The organism is Ensifer adhaerens (genome assembly GCF_001270265.1).
Classification (GTDB): domain Bacteria; phylum Pseudomonadota; class Alphaproteobacteria; order Rhizobiales; family Rhizobiaceae; genus Ensifer; species Ensifer adhaerens_B.
This window is the reverse complement of record NZ_LGAP01000014.1, coordinates 121,545-138,187: the sequence shown is the minus strand read 5'-3', so window position 1 is coordinate 138,187 and position 16,643 is coordinate 121,545. Positions and strand designations below refer to the sequence as shown.

The window sequence follows — 16,643 nt, the reverse complement described above, 5'->3', positions numbered from 1 at the left end:
CGGCTATCCCAATGATCATCTGTTCATTTTCCGCCACCATGGAATTCTGGCTGACGACGGCATTGCAGCAAATTTCGCCCGGCCGTCCGCTGCAAGGGGACGTCTTCGTCTTCCGCGGGGGTAGCGAAGCGACAGGGATAGGAGGCGAAAGATGGCTGAGTTCCGATTTTCCGAGCCCGACGGTTCGGCGGCGATGTCCGGCGGTGCGGCGGGCCGCTCGCGGGAAACGCTGCACTATGACCCTGACCACTCCGTTCATGCCGTTGTTCACCAGCAGGCCCAGGCTGCCCCGCTTGCAACGGCGATCGTTTTCGACGACCACTCGATCACCTATGGCGAACTTGATCTCATGTCCGATCTGCTCGCCGCCTATCTGATGGGGCAGGGCGTCAAGAAGGGCGATATCGTCTGCCTCTTCGTTCCGCGCTCCCTTGAGACGATCGTCGCCATGCTGGCCACACTCAAGGCCGGTGCTGCCTATCTTCCCCTCGACACGACCTTTCCTGTCGATCATCTCGACTATGTCATCGGCGACTGTGAGCCCAAAGTGATCTTCGTCGATACCTGTACGCTCGCCACCATGCGTCTGGTGCCGAGCGTCAAGGGGATGATCGCCGATCTGGATGCCGTTGTCGCCGATCTCGCGCAAGCCGAGAGAAAGCCGCTCGAACCAGTGCCTGTCGGCGGCGGCGACATGGCCTACGTCATGTACACTTCGGGTTCGACCGGCCGGCCAAAGGGCGTTTCCATTCCGCATCGCGGCATTCCCCGCCTCGCCCTCGATCAAAATTACGTGCAGATTGGAAGTGCCGACGTGATGCTGCACGCCGCTACAATCGCTTTCGATGCCTCCACGTTCGAGATTTGGACGACATTGACGAACGGTGGGACCATCGCCGGGCTGGCGGACGGAAATTTCTCGGTTGGCCGGCTTAGGGACGTCATCCGCGACAACGGCGTCACCATTTCCTTGCTCACCACCGGCCTGTTCAACCTGCTCGCCGATTTTTCGTGCTGCGAGCTGCCGAGGTTGCGGCACATGATGTTCGGCGGCGAAGTCGCCTCGGCCGAACATGTCAAACGCTTTCAAAAGGCGCATCCGGACTGCCGACTGACAAACCTCTATGGGCCGACGGAAATCACCGTCCTTGCCACCGCCTTCGACATCCCTGCGGGGTTCGATGGCAAGGACGTGCCGATCGGCGGCGTCGTCAGCCACACCGGTATACTGATCGTCGACGAAGACCATCGCCCGGTCGGGCGCGGCATAGAGGGAGAGCTTGTCCTCACCGGCGAGGGCGTCGCCATCGGCTATTTCCGACGTCCCGAGCTGACGGCAGAACGGTTCGTCACGATCCTTACCGAACAGGGCGATGTGCGCGGCTATCTGACGGGCGACCTTGCTGTGCTCGGCGACGATGGCATCCTGCTCTTCCGGGGGCGGCGGGACCGGCAGATCAAGCTGAACGGAAAGCGCATCGAGCTTGACGAAATCGAGGCCGCCTTGCGTCGCGACCCGCGGCTCGCCGACGGTGTCGTCATCTGCCAGAATCTGGATCAGTCGCACAAGCGCATCGTCGGTTACCTGTGCCCGCGTGAGGGCACCCGCGCAGACGACGCCGAGTTGATCCGCGACGTGATGGAGAGACTTCGCAACAGCCTGCCCGCCTACATGATCCCGAGCGCCGTGATCGTGCTCGACGAATTGCCATTGCATCAATCGGGTAAGGTCGACCGCGCCAGACTGCCGTTGCCGGTGGATGCTTTGCCGGCCGAAAACGCGCCGGTCGCCAGTCGGACCGAGGCACTCTTGCAAGACCTCTGGCGCAACGTCCTCAGCCTGCAGGCGGTGGAACTCGATCGCAATTTCTTCGACCTCGGTGGAACGTCGCTGCAGCTGATGCGGGTGCATGCGGCGCTGGAGGCAAATCTCGCCCGTCCGATCGACGTGGTTGCCCTGTTCAAGCACCCGACCATTCGCGAGTTGGCTGGTTTCCTCGACGGAAAATCGTCGGCCAGTGCCCGGGCGATGACGGCGGCCGAACGTGCGGCGTTGCAAAAGAAGAACATGTCCCACTTCCGCAGGAGCGCTTCATGACCGTTTTCAACGATGCGGATGACGTCCGCGGTTCGGATCGCAATGACCAGGAGGTGACGGGCATCGCGATCATCGGCATGTCTGGCCGCTTTCCAAGTGCCCCGTCGGTCGAGGCGCTCTGGGATCTCGTGTGCGAGGGACGGCACGCATTTTCGAAACTGAGACCGGAAGAAATCGAGGATGCATTCACCGACGAGGAACGTGCGGCGGCGAACTACGTGCCCGCCCGGCCGCAGCTCCCTGACATCGACATGTTCGACGCCGAGTTCTTCGGCATGTTCCCGCGGGAGGCGGCGGTCACCGATCCGCAGCACCGCATCTTTCTCGAGGTCTGCTGGGAGGCGCTTGAGCGGGCAGGCTATGATCCTCACCGCTATCCCGGCCTGATCGGCGTCTTCGCGGGAGCGTCGATGCCCACCTATCTCATTAACAATGTCCTGGGTGAGCGGGCGAAGGCCGAGGAGTTCACGTCCAACTATCAGATCGGTTGTTTCCAGCAGATCGTCGGCTCGGTAACGGACGTTCTCGCGACCCGCATCGCCTATAAGTTCAACCTGCGCGGACCGGCAATCGCCATCCAGTCGGCCTGTTCCACGTCGCTGTTGGCCGTGTCCCAGGCCTGCCAGAATCTGCTGACCTACAGCTGCGACATGGCGCTTGCGGGCGGGGTATCGATCACGATCCCGCAACGGCGCGGCTATATCTACCAGGAGGGCGGCATGGCTTCGCCCGACGGCGTCTGCCGGCCGTTCGATGAACAGGCGGCCGGAACGGTTTTCGGCAGTGGCGCGGGCATCGTTTTATTGAAGCGGCTTGAAGACGCGCTTCGGGATGGCGACCGGATCTTCGCGGTCATTCGCGGCTATGGCATCAACAACGACGGTTCGGACAAGATCGGGTTTACGGCGCCAAGCGTCGACGGGCAGGCGGATGCGATTTCGTCGGCTCTGGCAAACGCAGGCGTCGATCCCCAGACGATCGGCTATGTCGAATGCCACGGCACCGCGACCCCGCTCGGCGATCCGATCGAGTTCGGCGGATTGTGCGCCGCATTTGCCGATGCAGGCGACAAGCGGCAGCTTTGTGCCCTGGGCTCGGTCAAGGGCAATGTCGGTCACCTCGACGCGGCCGCGGGCGTCTGCGGACTGATCAAGACCACGCTGGCGCTCTATCACGCCAAGATACCGGGAATGGCGAATTATCAACGGCCGAACCCGCGCATCAATCTCGACGACAGCCCCTTCTACATTCCCGCCAGCACCACCGACTGGCCGGCCACCGAAGGTCCGCGCCGTGCCGGCATCAGCTCGTTCGGCGTCGGCGGCACCAATGTCCATCTCGTGCTTGAGCAGGCGCCGGTGTCGCAAGGCGACGTCGCCGACATGGCGCGGGGGCCGTATATCCTGCCGCTGTCCGCCCGCAACGAGGCCGCGCTTGCGGCCATGCGGCTGAACCTGCGTGATCATCTGCAGGCGCATCCGGCGTTGCCGCTGTCGCAGGTCGCGCACACGCTGCAAACTGGACGGCGCGCCTTCAGCCATCGTACTGCCATCGCCGTCAACGATATCGACCAGGCGATCGAGCGCCTCGGCGGCGAGCGAATGCCGAGCGCGGTCGCGACGGACAGGCCGCCGCTCGCCTTCATGTTCCCCGGCCAGGGATCGCAATATGTCGGCATGGGAGCGGCACTCTATAACCGCGAGCCGGAATTCACCCGCTGGATCGACAGGGGCACGGAGCTGCTTCGGGCACCGCTGAAGACGGACCTGCGCGATTTCATCTGCCACGCTGGCACCGTGAGCCAGGCCATGGCCGAAGAGCAGCGCGAGACCCGCATAGCGCAACCCTGTCTCTATCTCGTCGAATATGCTCTGGCACGGCTATGGATGAGCCGCGGCTTGAGGCCCGACGCCATGATCGGTCACAGCGTCGGCGAATTCGTCGCCGCGACGCTTGCCAATGTCATTTCCTTCGAGGACGGAGTGCGGCTCGTCGCTGCGCGCGGACGCTTGATGCAGTCGCAGCCGCAAGGCGCGATGGTTTCCGTGCGTGCGGATGTCGAGACAGTCTCCGCCCATCTCGGCGACGAGGTCGAAATAGCCGCGGTCAATGCCCCGAAACTCTGCGTGATCTCCGGCACCTTCGCCGCCGTCGATGCGGCGTGCGCTGCGATGGAGCGCGCCGGTATCGCCTTCAGCCGGCTTCACACGTCTCATGCGTTTCATTCGGCGATGATGGACGGCGTCACTGATGCCCTGCGCGAAGAGACGGCAAAGGTCACCTACGGCACTGCCATAACGCCCTATATTTCCTGCGTCACCGGCGGTTGGCAGACGATCGAACAGGGCATGTCGCCCGACTATTGGGCGAAGCATTGCCGCGCCGCCGTCCGGTTTTCCGACGGGCTGTCGGCCCTTTCCGAGGGACGGAAGCCTGTCTTGCTGGAGGTCGGGCCCGGTCGCACTCTGTCGGTGTTTGCCGCACAGACGCTCGCCCGCGATGCCGTCACCGCAGTCGTCCAGTCGCTGCCGGAACATGACCGCGCGCATGCCGCCGGCGAAACCCTCGCCGAGGCGCACGGCAAGCTCTGGATGTCGGGCTGCGACATCAACTGGCCGACGTCGCCTTCTGCCGGCAGGGCACCGCTGGTGCTGCCTACCTATCCCTTCCAGCGGCAGCGCCACTGGATCGACGCTCCAGCCTCGGCGCGGCGCGGCGTAAGCCGGCCGGCGTCGTCGGCTGTGCAGCCTCCTGCCACCGAACCGGCTTCCACCGACACTCAAGCGCAACCGATTGACGGGATGAAAATCATGAATGTTGCCACACCAGTTGCTGCCGCAAGCCGTATCCCTGCATTGCAAACTTCCCTCATCACTTTGCTCAGCGACATGTCGGGGGAGGCGCTTGGACCGAGCGAAACGGGCGCGACATTCCTGGAACTCGGCTTTGACTCGCTCTTCATCGGCCAGTTCGCCCAGCGGATCGAGAAGGACTACAAGATCAAGCTCTCGTTCCGGGAGCTCCTGAGCAATATTCCCACCATCCAGGACCTGGCTGCGCATCTCGATCGGCAGTTGCCGCCCGAGCAGCAGCAGGCGCCGGCAGCCGCACCGGTGGCCACACCGCCGCTCGCAGCGGCCGAGGCTCCGGCCGCAGCAGCACAGGCGCTGCTGCCGGTTGCGCCCGTCGCGACGGCAGCGACTATTGCCGGCATCGAGTCCGTCCTCCAGTCGCAACTGCAGATGTTGCAGACGATCGTTTCGCAGCAGCTGCAGGTGCTCCAGGCGACAGGTTCCGTCGCCACCCCGCCTGCAATGTCGATTGCCGCTTCGGCGGCGATCACCAGCCCGATTGCGTCGAATGAGCCGCAGCCGGCGCCGAAGGAGCAGGTCGGTCGCCCAGCCGATGGCGAGATCGGAGCGGAGCGCATCAAGCTCTACCGCCCGGGCGCCAAGAGCCTCGCGACGGAGATGACCCCACAGAAACAGGCGTTCGTTTCGGAATTGATCGCGGCCTACGAGGCACGGAACGGAAAGTCGAAGAGTTTCACCGACCAGAACCGGAAATGGCTGGCCGATCCGCGCACCGCTGCCGGTTTCCGTCAGGACTGGAAGGAGATCGTCTTCCCCGTCGTTTCCGACCGGTCGAAGGGCTCGCGCATCTGGGACGTCGACGGCAACGAATATATCGATCTGGTCAACGGCATGGGGCAGACGGCCTTCGGCCATGCGCCGGATTTCGTCGTGGAAGCGGTGAAGGCGCAGGCCGACGCCGGATTTGCCATCGGCCCGCAGACGCCGCTTGCCGGCGAAGTCGCCGAGATGATCGCTGATATAACCGGACACGAGCGCGTGACCTTCTGCAATACCGGCTCGGAAGCTGTCATGGCGGCCATGCGGGTGGCGCGTACGGTGACCGGCCGGGACCGGATCGTGGTTTTCGGCAACGATTATCACGGGCAGTTCGACGAGGTGCTGGTCAAGGGCAAGAACCGGGCGGGTGCGCCCGTCGCGATACCGGTTGCCGCCGGTATCCCGTCTGCCTCCGTCGCCAACATGACGGTGCTTCGTTACGGCGATCCGGAAAGCCTTGAGTGGATCAGAGCCAATGCCGGCGATATCGCCGCGGTGATCATCGAGCCGGTTCAAAGCCGTCATCCGGAATTGCGGCCGGTCGAGTTCGTTCGCGAGCTGCGCGATATCGCGTCGAAGTCCGAATTCGCATTGGTCTTCGACGAGGTCGTCACCGGCTTCCGCGTCGATCCCGGCGGCATGCAGGCCGTCTGGGGCATCAAGGGCGACATGGCGACCTATGGCAAGGTCATCGGCGGCGGCATGCCGATCGGTGTGCTGGTCGGCGACAGCCGTTTCATGGATGCGCTTGACGGCGGATGCTGGAACTACGGCGACGATACCGTCCCGATGACCGCGCCAACCTTCTTTGCCGGGACGTTCGTGCGCCATCCTCTCGTGCTTGCGGCGGCCAAGGCCGTTCTCCAGCACATCAAGGGCGAGGGGGCCGCACTTTACGGCGCCGTCGCCGAGCGTACGCAGGCTCTGGTCGCGGAGATCAATGCCGATCTCGCCCGGCGCGGGATCGCCAAGACCGTCAACGGCTACAAGAGCTGGTTCTTCACCGACTTCGGCAGCGACGATCCGCTCGGCCCGCTCCTCTATGCAAAGATGCGCATGCAGGGCATCCATATCCAGGACGGCTATCCCTGCTTCCTGACGACCGCCCACAGCGAGGCGGATTTCCAGGCGATTGCCGCCGCATTTCGCACGAGCCTTGACGCGTTTCAATCGGTCGGCATCCTGGGCACGCAACTCCAGGCAGAGAATATCGCGCCAGCGCCCGTCGCCGTGATCGCTGCCCGACCGTCAACGGCGCCGCTGACGGAAGCGCAAAAGGAGATCTGGTTGGCCGCCCAGGTCGGCGACGAAGCCTCGTGCTCCTTCAACGAGTCCTTCACCATGGCATTGGATGGGCCGCTTGATCGCGAGCGCCTTGGTCGGGCGCTCGACGCGGTGGTCGCAAGACACGACGCATTGCAGATCCGCTTCGGCCGGGCAGGCGATCATTTCGAATTCATTCCCGATTTCGTGCTCGATGTGGCCGATATCGACCTTGCCGGTGAGAGCGATGGCGAGGCGTTGTTCCGGCAGCTGATCGATGAGGATGCGCGCACCCCCTTCGATCTTGCCAACGGGCCGCTGGTCCGGGCTTCCATCGTTCGGATGGCGCCCGATAGCCACCGCCTGGTCTTCACCGCACACCACATCGTCTGTGATGGCTGGTCGGTGAATGTCGTGATCGAAGAGCTTGCCGCCACCTATTCGGCCGATGTGCGCAACGCCGAGGCCGGGCTGGCGCCGCCGCTGTCCTTTGCCACCTACGCGACCGATCTCGCTCCCAATGCGGAGATATCAAACGCGACCGAACAGTTCTGGCTCGACCAATACAAGGATGTCCCCGATCTGCCTGATATGCCGCTGGATCGGCCACGGTCGGATCGCCGCAGCTTTGCCGGCGGCACCGTTACCGGAAACATCGAGGCGGAAGCCTACAAAGCCCTGAAGAAGGCGGGGGCAAAGTCTGGCGCCACGCTGTTTTCGACCTTGCTGGCGGTGCTGCAGATCATGATCTCCCGCCTCTCCGGTCAGGACGACATCGTCGTCGCCGTGCCTTCGGCCGGGCAGAGCCTGCTCGACGGCCAGACGCTCGTCGGCCATTGCGTCAATCTCCTGCCGCTTCGCCAGACTGTGTCGTCCGATAGTCGTTTCGACGAGCATCTCAAGGTGACGCAGCAACTCGTGCTCGGTGCGTTCGAACACCAGGACTACACCTACGGCACGCTCGTCCGCAAACTGGGCGTCAAGCGCGACACGCATCGCCTGCCGCTGACCGAGATCCAGTTCAACCTGGAGCGGGTTCCGGACAATCTGGAGTTCGGCGGGCTGCAGACCAAGATTGCGTCGAATGCCAAGGCCTTCTCCAACTTCGACATGTTCTTCAACCTGACCGAAAGCCCTAAGGGCGTTCGCATCGATGTCGACTACAATGCGGAAGTCTTTGAGCGCAGCACGATCGAGCGCTGGATCGGCCATTTCGCGACACTGGTTACGGCGCTGGCTGCCGACATGACCCGGCCGATCCACGATCTGCCGCTTCTGTCTGCGGCCGAACAGGCCTGGCTTGCCGATGGCCTGAACGGCACGGCCACCGACTACGATCGCGATGCATTCGTCTTCTCGCTGTTTGCACGCAGAGCTGCCGAGCAGCCGACTGCGGTCGCCGTCGAACTCGACGGCGCGACGATGACCTATGCCGATCTCGAAACGCGATCCAACCAACTGGCCTGCCGGATCCAGAAGGCAATCCCGGAACCGGGGCAGCGCGTGGCACTTCTGGTCGAACGGTCGCTTGAGATGGTGATCGCCCTGCTGGCGATCATGAAATCGGGACATGCCTACGTGCCGCTCGACCCGGCGCATCCGGAAACGCGCCTGTCGCAGACACTGGAGGTTGCGCGTGTTGCAGGTATGATCTGCGATAGCGACCGGGCGGAGGGCCTGGCGGGCAAGGATGTCGCCATACTCCGCATCGACGGCGCCGCCGGGGCTGCCAACTCGGAAACGGAGCTGCCGAAAATCCCGACGGACGCGGCGACGCCCGCCTACATCATCTTTACCTCGGGATCGACCGGAGCCCCCAAGGGCGTCGAAGTTTCCCATCGTGCCCTGGTCAACTTCCTCACGTCGATGGCGCGGGAGCCGGGGCTTGACGATCGCGACACGATTGTCGCGGTGACGACGATCTCCTTCGACATTGCCGGCCTTGAACTCTACCTGCCGCTGATCACAGGCGCGAAGGTCGTGCTTGCCGGCCAGCACACGGTGCGGGACGGTTTTGCTCTGGTCCGGCTCGTCGAAAGCAGCCGTGCGACTGTGCTTCAGGCGACGCCGACACTCTGGCAGATGCTGGTCGAGGCCGGCCTCAGCCGTTCGAGCCTCAGGATGCTGTGCGGTGGCGAACCGCTTCCCAAGGCGCTGGCATCCTCGTTACTCGGTCTCGGGGCTGAGTTGTGGAACATGTATGGCCCGACCGAGACGACGATCTGGTCGTCGGTGCAGCGGATCGAAGATGGCGAAAAGCCGATCACGATCGGCCATCCGATCGCCAACACGCAGCTCCTCATCCTCGACAAGGCCAACCGAGTTGCCGCCATCGGCGTCACCGGTGAACTGCATATCGGTGGCGAGGGCCTCGCCAACGGGTACTTCGCCCGCCCGGATCTGACAGAGAAGGCCTTTGTCGATATCGACATCGGCACCGGAACTGTCCAGCGTCTCTACAAGACCGGCGATGTCGGCCGGCGGCTCGCGGATGGTTCGCTGCAATTGCTTGGCCGACGCGACCAGCAGATCAAGCTGCGTGGTTTCCGCATCGAGCTCGGCGACATTGAGGCTGCGATAGCCAGTGCCCCGGGTGTTCGCCAATGCGCGGTTGTGGCTGCCCAGAACAGCAACGGCGACAAGCAACTGGTCTGCTATGTCATTCCGGAAAACCAGGACAGCAAGCCGTCGACATCCATGCTTGCCGCGCATGCGGAGGCCAATCTGCCTGCACATATGGTGCCCGGTTTCTGGGCGTTCGAGGAGGCTCTGCCCCAGACGGCGAACGGAAAGCTCGACCGCAAGACGCTCGAACAGCGCGGCCTGCCGCAACGCGAGGTCGCAGCCATCAGGGTGCCGCCGCGCACCGCCATGGAGACGCGGCTCTGCGAGATCTGGCGCGACGTCCTGAACTCGCAGGAGATCGGCGTCGAGGACAACCTCTACGCGCTCGGGGCGGATTCACTGATCATCTTCCGCATCGCCGCCCGCATGCTGGACAGTGGCCTGCGCCTGGAGGCCAAACATCTGATGATGCATCCCTCGATCGCAGAACTCGCCACCTTTGCCGAGACACGCGACGACATCGATCTGAACGGCACCCAGCCGCAGGTCCCTTCGCTGAGAGATTTCCGCAATGGCGCGCGGCGCCGGGTTGAGCAGGTGTCACGAGCATGAAAGAGATTAACAACACTGCGCCTGTCGCCGAACCCACCGTAGTTGCGGAGTTCCCTTGCTCCCAGACACAGTTGCGCTGCTGGATCCTCGATCAGTTGAAGCCGGGCAATCCGGCGCTCAACGTTGCCGTGCGCTGGGAGATCCGTGGCGCGTTCCGCTCCTCGACGTTGGAGGCGGCCTTCCGAACGGTGATCCAGCGCCACGAGATCCTTCGCACCCGCTTCGTCGAGGTCGGCGGCAGGCCCTGCCAGCAGGTGGTCGACCAGGTCGACTTCAAGATGTCCGTCATCGACCTGCGAAACGTGCCGGCAGAACAACGCGATCAGCGCATCCTGTCGATCGGTGAGGAAACCGCCCGCGCGCCGTTCGATCTCGCCAGCCCCTGTCTCTTCCGCGTATCTCTGCTGATGGTGGAGAACGAGCGGGGCTTCTTACTGATCACCGCCCACCAGAGCTGCTTTGATGGTTGGTCGATCCGCGTCCTCGGTCGCGAGGTCGGCGAGATCGCTGCGGCGCTTGATGCCGGCCGGCAGCCGGTTGTTCCGGATCTGCCGTTGCAATACGGCGATTTCTCGCTGTGGCAGCAGGAGTATCTGAACAGCTACGGCTTTGAGACGGAGAAATCGTTCTGGCGCGAGCAACTGTCCGGCGCGCCGTATTTCGAGGTTGTTCCCGATACGCCGCGCGGGCCGGTAAAGACCAGCCGCGGCAATATCCTCTCCGTCAACAATACAGGTGATTTCAGCGAGCGGATCGACGCTGCTGCCCGCGCACACCGGGTGTCGCTCTACAGTTTCGGGGCTGCCGTCGTCAGCGCTTTGCTCCATCGCTACACCGGCCAAAACACCGTCATGTTCGGGTCCCAGGTCGCCGGGCGCGACGAGACGGACCTGGAGAACCTCATCGGGGTCTTCATCAACAATGTCGTTCTGCGCTTCGACATGGCCGGCGACATTTCCTTTGCCGACCATGTGCGGTCGGCAAGTGAAAAGGTGACGGCTGCGCTCAACCATCACAGGATGCCGTTCAACAAACTGGTCGAGTTGGTCAACCCGGTTCGCGATCCTTCGCGCAACCCGCTGATCTCAGTCAACTTCAACCTGCAGAAGGCCTTCCTGGAAGATCATCAATATGGCGGTTTCGAGCTGATCAGCGCGCCGTCGCAATCCCCGGGCGTTATCTACGATCTGAGCTTCATCATGATCGGCAGGCCGAGCGGATGGCGCATGTCCATCGAATATAATGCCGACCTGTTCGAAAAGAGCACGATCGAATCCCTGCTGCGGCTTTGGCAGGAGGCCTATGAAGCGGCGCTGGAGCATCCCTCGGCTCCGCTTTCGGCGCTGACCATCCCCGCGCGGGAGATCAAGACCCAGCGGGTAGAGACCGGTCGGGCAACGGCGATCGAACAGATGCTTGCCGCCCATCCGTCCGTCGGTTCGGCCGTGGTACTGGTCGAGGACGATGGGAAACGTGTGCATGCCTTTGTCACCCCGGCATTGACGATCACCGAGCCGCTGGACCGCCTGCCGGAGCATCTGATGGAGTATCTGGGGCGGCAACTGTCCCAATCGGCCATGCCGGGCGGCATCAGCGTGCTGCTCAACTTTCCGCGCGATGCGAGCGGCACCGTCGATCGCGCTGCATTGCGCATCCCGGCACCGCCGCCCGCCCTCGCCAAGACCGTGATCGGTCGCATCGAACCGGCGGGTGTTCCGGTGCCGCTACCGACAGCGCGAACCGATCAGACCAAGGCGCTTGCGGCGATCTGGGCAGAGGTGCTCGGCGTCCCGACGATAGCGCCCGATGACAACTTCTTTGCGCTCGGCGGCCACTCGCTCCTGGCATTGCGCATGCTCTCGGGCGCCCGATCAAAGCTCGGAGCCAAGGCTGACCTGGAGCAACTCTTCAAGCAGCCGACATTCGCCGGCTTTGCCAATGCACTGTTTGGCCGCACGGAGCCGAGCGGGACGGAACTGGAAGGACCGAGTGCAAGTCCCTGGAACGTCACTGCCTGCGGGCGTACCGATGCGCCCTATACGCTCTACACGCTCAATCATCCGTTCCTTTACTACCGGCTTGCCACCGATCTCGGCGATGCCGTGTCGGTCTACAACGCCAACATGTTCCATGCGGATCTCACCGGACATCTCGCCTCCATGTCGCTCGAGGAGATCGCCGGGCATGCCGTCGACAGCATGGGCGCGGACATTCTCAAAGGGCCGGTCGGCGTGATGGGGCTTTGCGTCAACGGCGTGCTGGCGGTCGAAATTGCCCGACAATTGCGCGAGCGCGGCGCCGATCTTCGTTTCACCGCCGTCATCGATGCCTGGGCCCCGGGCTATGTCAGGTCGCAGCCCCGGCTCCGGCGCCTTCGCTGGAACGGCGAGCGCCGCCTGAAACGCATCGGCTATTTCACCCGCAAGCTCTTTTCCGGCCGCATCAGTTTCGTCGACTATCTCAGGGAGTTCAACTTCACGCTTGCCTTGCTGAAGCGTCTGGGACTGCGGGCGGGGACCTATTCCCAGGAAGAAGCCGTCAATGCCGATGTTACCGACTTGCTGATCAATGCGGCCCGTCGCTACCGGCCGCCGACGACGAATGAAAAGTCGGTGCTGCTGTTCCGCAGCGAAGCCACTCATCGCCGCGCTCGCAAGCTGCTCTTCGGCTGGGGTGGTGCGATTGCCGGGGACAGCGAAGTATTCGACCTTGAAGGCTGGCATGAGGATAGTCTCAACAGCAACAGCATTCAGGCCCTGGCGACCATCGTCATCAACAGATTCCGCTCTCATGGCGAGAGCTGAACACGACGTGCGAAGGCAACATTCATGCGTGTCACAAGCCTCCCATTGCGCATCGGCATCCTGGTCGAACAGAACGAGCAATTCGAGAATTGGCAACTGATGGTCTTTGATCGGATCGTTGCCGATCCGCGATATTCCTTAACCGCCTTGCTTGCTCACCCGGCGCCATATGGGTCCGGCCGGAGTTCCGTGCTCTTCAAGCTTGCGCATCGGCTCGAGCAGGCGGCGTTCGGCCGCCAGGCAGTATACAATCCCTGCAACTTCGATGCGCACAAACAACGGATCGTGCCACTGGCGACATCGCAACACGGCGCCGCGCAGGCGCAAGTGGCGGAGCTTGGTCTCGATCTGGTGATCCGCATGACGCCGAATGGCCTGCCTGACGACGCTGTGCGCGAGCTGCCCTATGGCGAATGGGCGCTCTCTTTCTCCGATCAGAAATCGGGAGCGGGCGAGTGGTTCAGCTATCTCGAGGTGGTCAGCGGCGCGCCGGCCGTGGACCTGGCGCTCTACGTTCGTCTCGGGGCATCAGCGTCGTCCGTTGCCATCGCTTCGTCCTCCTTCAACATCAAGTTCAGCGCGGTCAGAAACATCAATTTTGTCAAGGAACGCGCCGCTACCCTGCTGTTGCGCGAACTGGCGCGACTGGCCGATACCGGTGAGCTGATCACGACACCGCTGCCGACGCGCCGGCCAGCCTCGCCGCCGTCGATCGACGAGTTGGCCCGGTATCTCGGCATCCTCAGCGGCCACCTCGCCGGGCGAGTGAAGAAGGCAGTGCAACACAAGGCCGGGACCGGGTCGGCCGTCTGGACGCTCTTTACCGGGAGCGGCCGTATCGACGATTTCGAGCCGGGCGTTTCCGTCGAGATCCCGCCGACGTCGACGGATATCAAGGCGGATCCGTTCCTGCTCCAGCATGAAGGCGAGTGCTACCTGTTCTACGAGGCCTATGCCAACGGAGACCGCAAGGCGCATATTGCTGTGGGCCGCTTCGACGGCGACCGCCTCGAGCCCGTGGGGATCGCGCTGAACTGCGACTATCATCTGTCCTATCCGTTCGTCTTCCGCGACGGCGAGGACATCTTCATGATGCCGGAGACGCATCAATCCAAGCGCATCGAAATCTGGCGCTGTGTCGAGTTTCCGCTGAAGTGGGAGCTGCACGCAACGGCGCTCAACGGCCTGTCCGCCGCCGACAGTGTGCTGACCCGCCATGACGGGCGGTGGTGGCTGTTTACGAACCTCTCCGAGTTCCACGCCTATGAGGACCATTGCAGCGAGCTTCATATCTTTGAAGTCGACGGGCCGGGGCTGGCGCGCATTACGCCGCACAAGCGCAATCCGGTGGTGCTCGGCAGCACATTTGCGCGCAATGCCGGCCGGATCTTCGCCCGCGAGGGCCGTGTCTTCCGCCCGTCCCAGCACAATGCCCACGGCATTTACGGCTATGGGCTGAACATCATGGAGATCGAGCAGCTGGACCTGGAGAACTATCGGGAACGGTGCATCAGAACGATCAAGCCTGATTTCAAACCCGGATTGCTCGGTTGCCACCATTTTGACGCTGCCGGGGATCGCTATGTGCTGGATGCGCGACTGACGCTTTGAGCGCGAGCACATCATCATTCCAGTAACGAAGATGGACGGCGTTGCCGAGGGTCAGCGCCGCCAAGGTGCCGGCGAACCCAGGCGGGGTCGCGACATCAAATAGGCTCCAGTTCAGCGGCGCGTCCCTATCTCCATCCAGGGATTCGAGCTTTGGGCGGGAGGTCGCGTCGACGGTGACGTCGAAGGAGTCGAGTGGCAGCGACAGTCCGGCGCCGTGGGCCTTCACGAAAGCTTCCTTCCGCGTCCAGCAGCGATAGAACGCGTGCAGATAGTCGTCGCCGTCGAACGCGGCCAGAGCATTGCACTCGCGCTTCGAAAAGAAATGCCCGGTAATATCCTCTTCCAGAGGTTTGATCGCTTCGATATCGATCCCCACAGGGTAATGGTCGGAAACCGCCAGCATCGCCACGGCGGCGCTGTGGCTGAGGTTGAAATGCAGCAACTCTGATGCGCCGGCGATGCGCGGCTTGCCGAAGACGTTATAGGTCAGACCGATGCGGTGTGGCGGAACATGGAGGTAGTGGCCAAGCACGAGGCGTAGGCCGGCACGTCCGGCGATGAAACGTTGGCGGTGTTCCGGATGCACGAAGCGTGAGGCTCGTGCCTTTTCCTCGCCGCTCAGCGTTGGGAATAACGGGTCGATTTCGCCCGGGGCCGGGTCGAGGTTCCAGCGCCAGATATCGATGAAGTTGGGACCGATCCGGTCCAGGCTAGGTCGCATAGACGAGGCTCCCCTTCGAAGCGGGCCGCTGGCGCAGCATGCGTCGGGCGAAGTAGGTCATGAGCGGTAAGGGATAATTCTCGCCAAGCCCGATGCGGCACGTCCTCTTCAGGATATCCAGCGAGCGCGGGCACATATCCGGCGAGTACTCGATCTTGCGGGACGCCCAGGCATAAGGGTTCATCTTCGGATTTGCCGTGCGCTGCTCCAGCACCGGCAACCAGTTGCTGTAGACGTGCCGGCTGGAATCGTAGAGGCGGTAGACCCCGCGCTTGTTTTCGGCGGCAAAGGCCCGGGCCTCCTCGGCGGTGTCGAAGATCACGTGCAGGCCGGCGGCATGGTCCTGATCGTTGTGCGGGCCGATGCGCATCGCATTGCTGGCCGAGAGGATCCCGGCAATCGCATCGTAGCGACGACGCATGCGACGGATCATCGGATCCAGCTTCTTCAACTGCACGTTCAGCATGGCGCCCTGGATCTGGCTGGCCTTGAGATTGACGCCGAGCATGGGCGGCTCGTTGGCATTGTCGAGGTGGCCGCGAAACAGCGCGCCGATGTCGTGATACATGCGGGCCCTTGCAAAGAGTTGGTCGTCGTTGGTCACGACTGCCCCGCCTTCGCCGATATTGATGTTCTTGAACTGGTTGAAGCTGAAGGCGCCGGCATCGCCGATCGTGCCCACGCGCACCCCCTTGTAGGTCAGGCCGACGGCCTGGCAGGCATCCTCGATGACGACGAGCCCATGCTGGCGGGCGATCGGCATGATGCTGTCCATGTCGCACACCATGTTGGCCATGTGCACGGGCACGATGGCGCGCGTATAGGGCGTGATCTTTCGCAGGATATCTGCCGGATCCATCGTCAGCGTCTCGTCGATATCGACGATGATGGGCACAGCGCCGACGGCCAGTGCCGCACCGGCCGTCGCGATCCAGGTATAGGCCGGCACCAGCACCTCGTCGCCCGGGCCGATCCCGGCCGCAGCCAGTGCCGCGATCAATGCGCCGGTGCCGCTGCTGACCGTCAGAACATGGCCTACGCCGAACTTGGCGGCGAAATCCGCTTCGAACCGCGTGAGCGGCCCGTTGCCGCCACTGCTGAAGCGGGCCAGTTTGCCCGATGCAAACACCGGAGCAAGTGCCAACCATTCCCTGATACCTACGCGCGCCATCCTGTGCTCTCCGATCCTCGCCGGCTCTCCGCGCTACGCCGACCATCGGCGTTCAGGGATGAAGACAAATCGCCTGCTGGGTACCGGCCCCAATGAATAAGCCTAGTCGCGTCGCGACATCGTTTCAAAATGGACTTCCGGCCAGCGCCTGAACAAAGTGTGCAGG

The 16,643-nt window shown here is 63.1% G+C and carries 6 protein-coding genes; 4 read left to right on the top strand and 2 right to left on the bottom strand.

What is annotated here, in order from left to right; genetic code table 11:
- Nucleotides 1-151: 151 nt before the first annotated feature.
- The 4 genes from AC244_RS20215 to AC244_RS20200 are packed head-to-tail and all read left to right on the top strand — an operon-like array spanning nt 152 to nt 14,585.
- Complete coding sequence (locus tag AC244_RS20215) at nt 152-2,098, top strand: non-ribosomal peptide synthetase (protein WP_082366973.1); 1,947 nt, start codon at nt 152-154, stop codon at nt 2,096-2,098.
- A complete protein-coding gene (locus AC244_RS20210; RefSeq protein WP_053250605.1) occupies nt 2,095-10,170 on the top strand; it encodes a hybrid non-ribosomal peptide synthetase/type I polyketide synthase in 8,076 nt (2,691 codons plus the stop codon). Before AC244_RS20215 ends, AC244_RS20210 begins: the two co-directional genes overlap by 4 nt.
- Nucleotides 10,167-12,974, top strand: coding sequence for a condensation domain-containing protein (locus tag AC244_RS20205; protein WP_053250604.1), 2,808 nt, complete (start codon nt 10,167-10,169; stop codon nt 12,972-12,974). The genes AC244_RS20210 and AC244_RS20205 overlap by 4 nt, the downstream gene beginning before the upstream one ends.
- Nucleotides 12,975-12,998: 24 nt before the next feature.
- Nucleotides 12,999-14,585, top strand: a complete 1,587-nt coding sequence (locus tag AC244_RS20200) for a hypothetical protein (RefSeq protein ID WP_053250603.1) — start codon at nt 12,999-13,001, stop codon at nt 14,583-14,585.
- Here AC244_RS20200 and AC244_RS20195 read toward each other — a convergent pair.
- The gene (locus AC244_RS20195; protein ID WP_063934122.1) at nt 14,506-15,306 is read right to left on the bottom strand and encodes a 4'-phosphopantetheinyl transferase family protein; all 801 of its coding nucleotides are present in this window, start codon (nt 15,304-15,306) and stop codon (nt 14,506-14,508) included. The genes AC244_RS20200 and AC244_RS20195 overlap by 80 nt on opposite strands.
- On the bottom strand, nt 15,296-16,477 hold the full coding sequence (locus AC244_RS20190; RefSeq protein ID WP_053250602.1) for a DegT/DnrJ/EryC1/StrS family aminotransferase: 1,182 nt from the start codon (nt 16,475-16,477) through the stop codon (nt 15,296-15,298). The genes AC244_RS20195 and AC244_RS20190 overlap by 11 nt, the downstream gene beginning before the upstream one ends.
- Between the last annotated feature and the right edge of the window lie 166 nt (nt 16,478-16,643).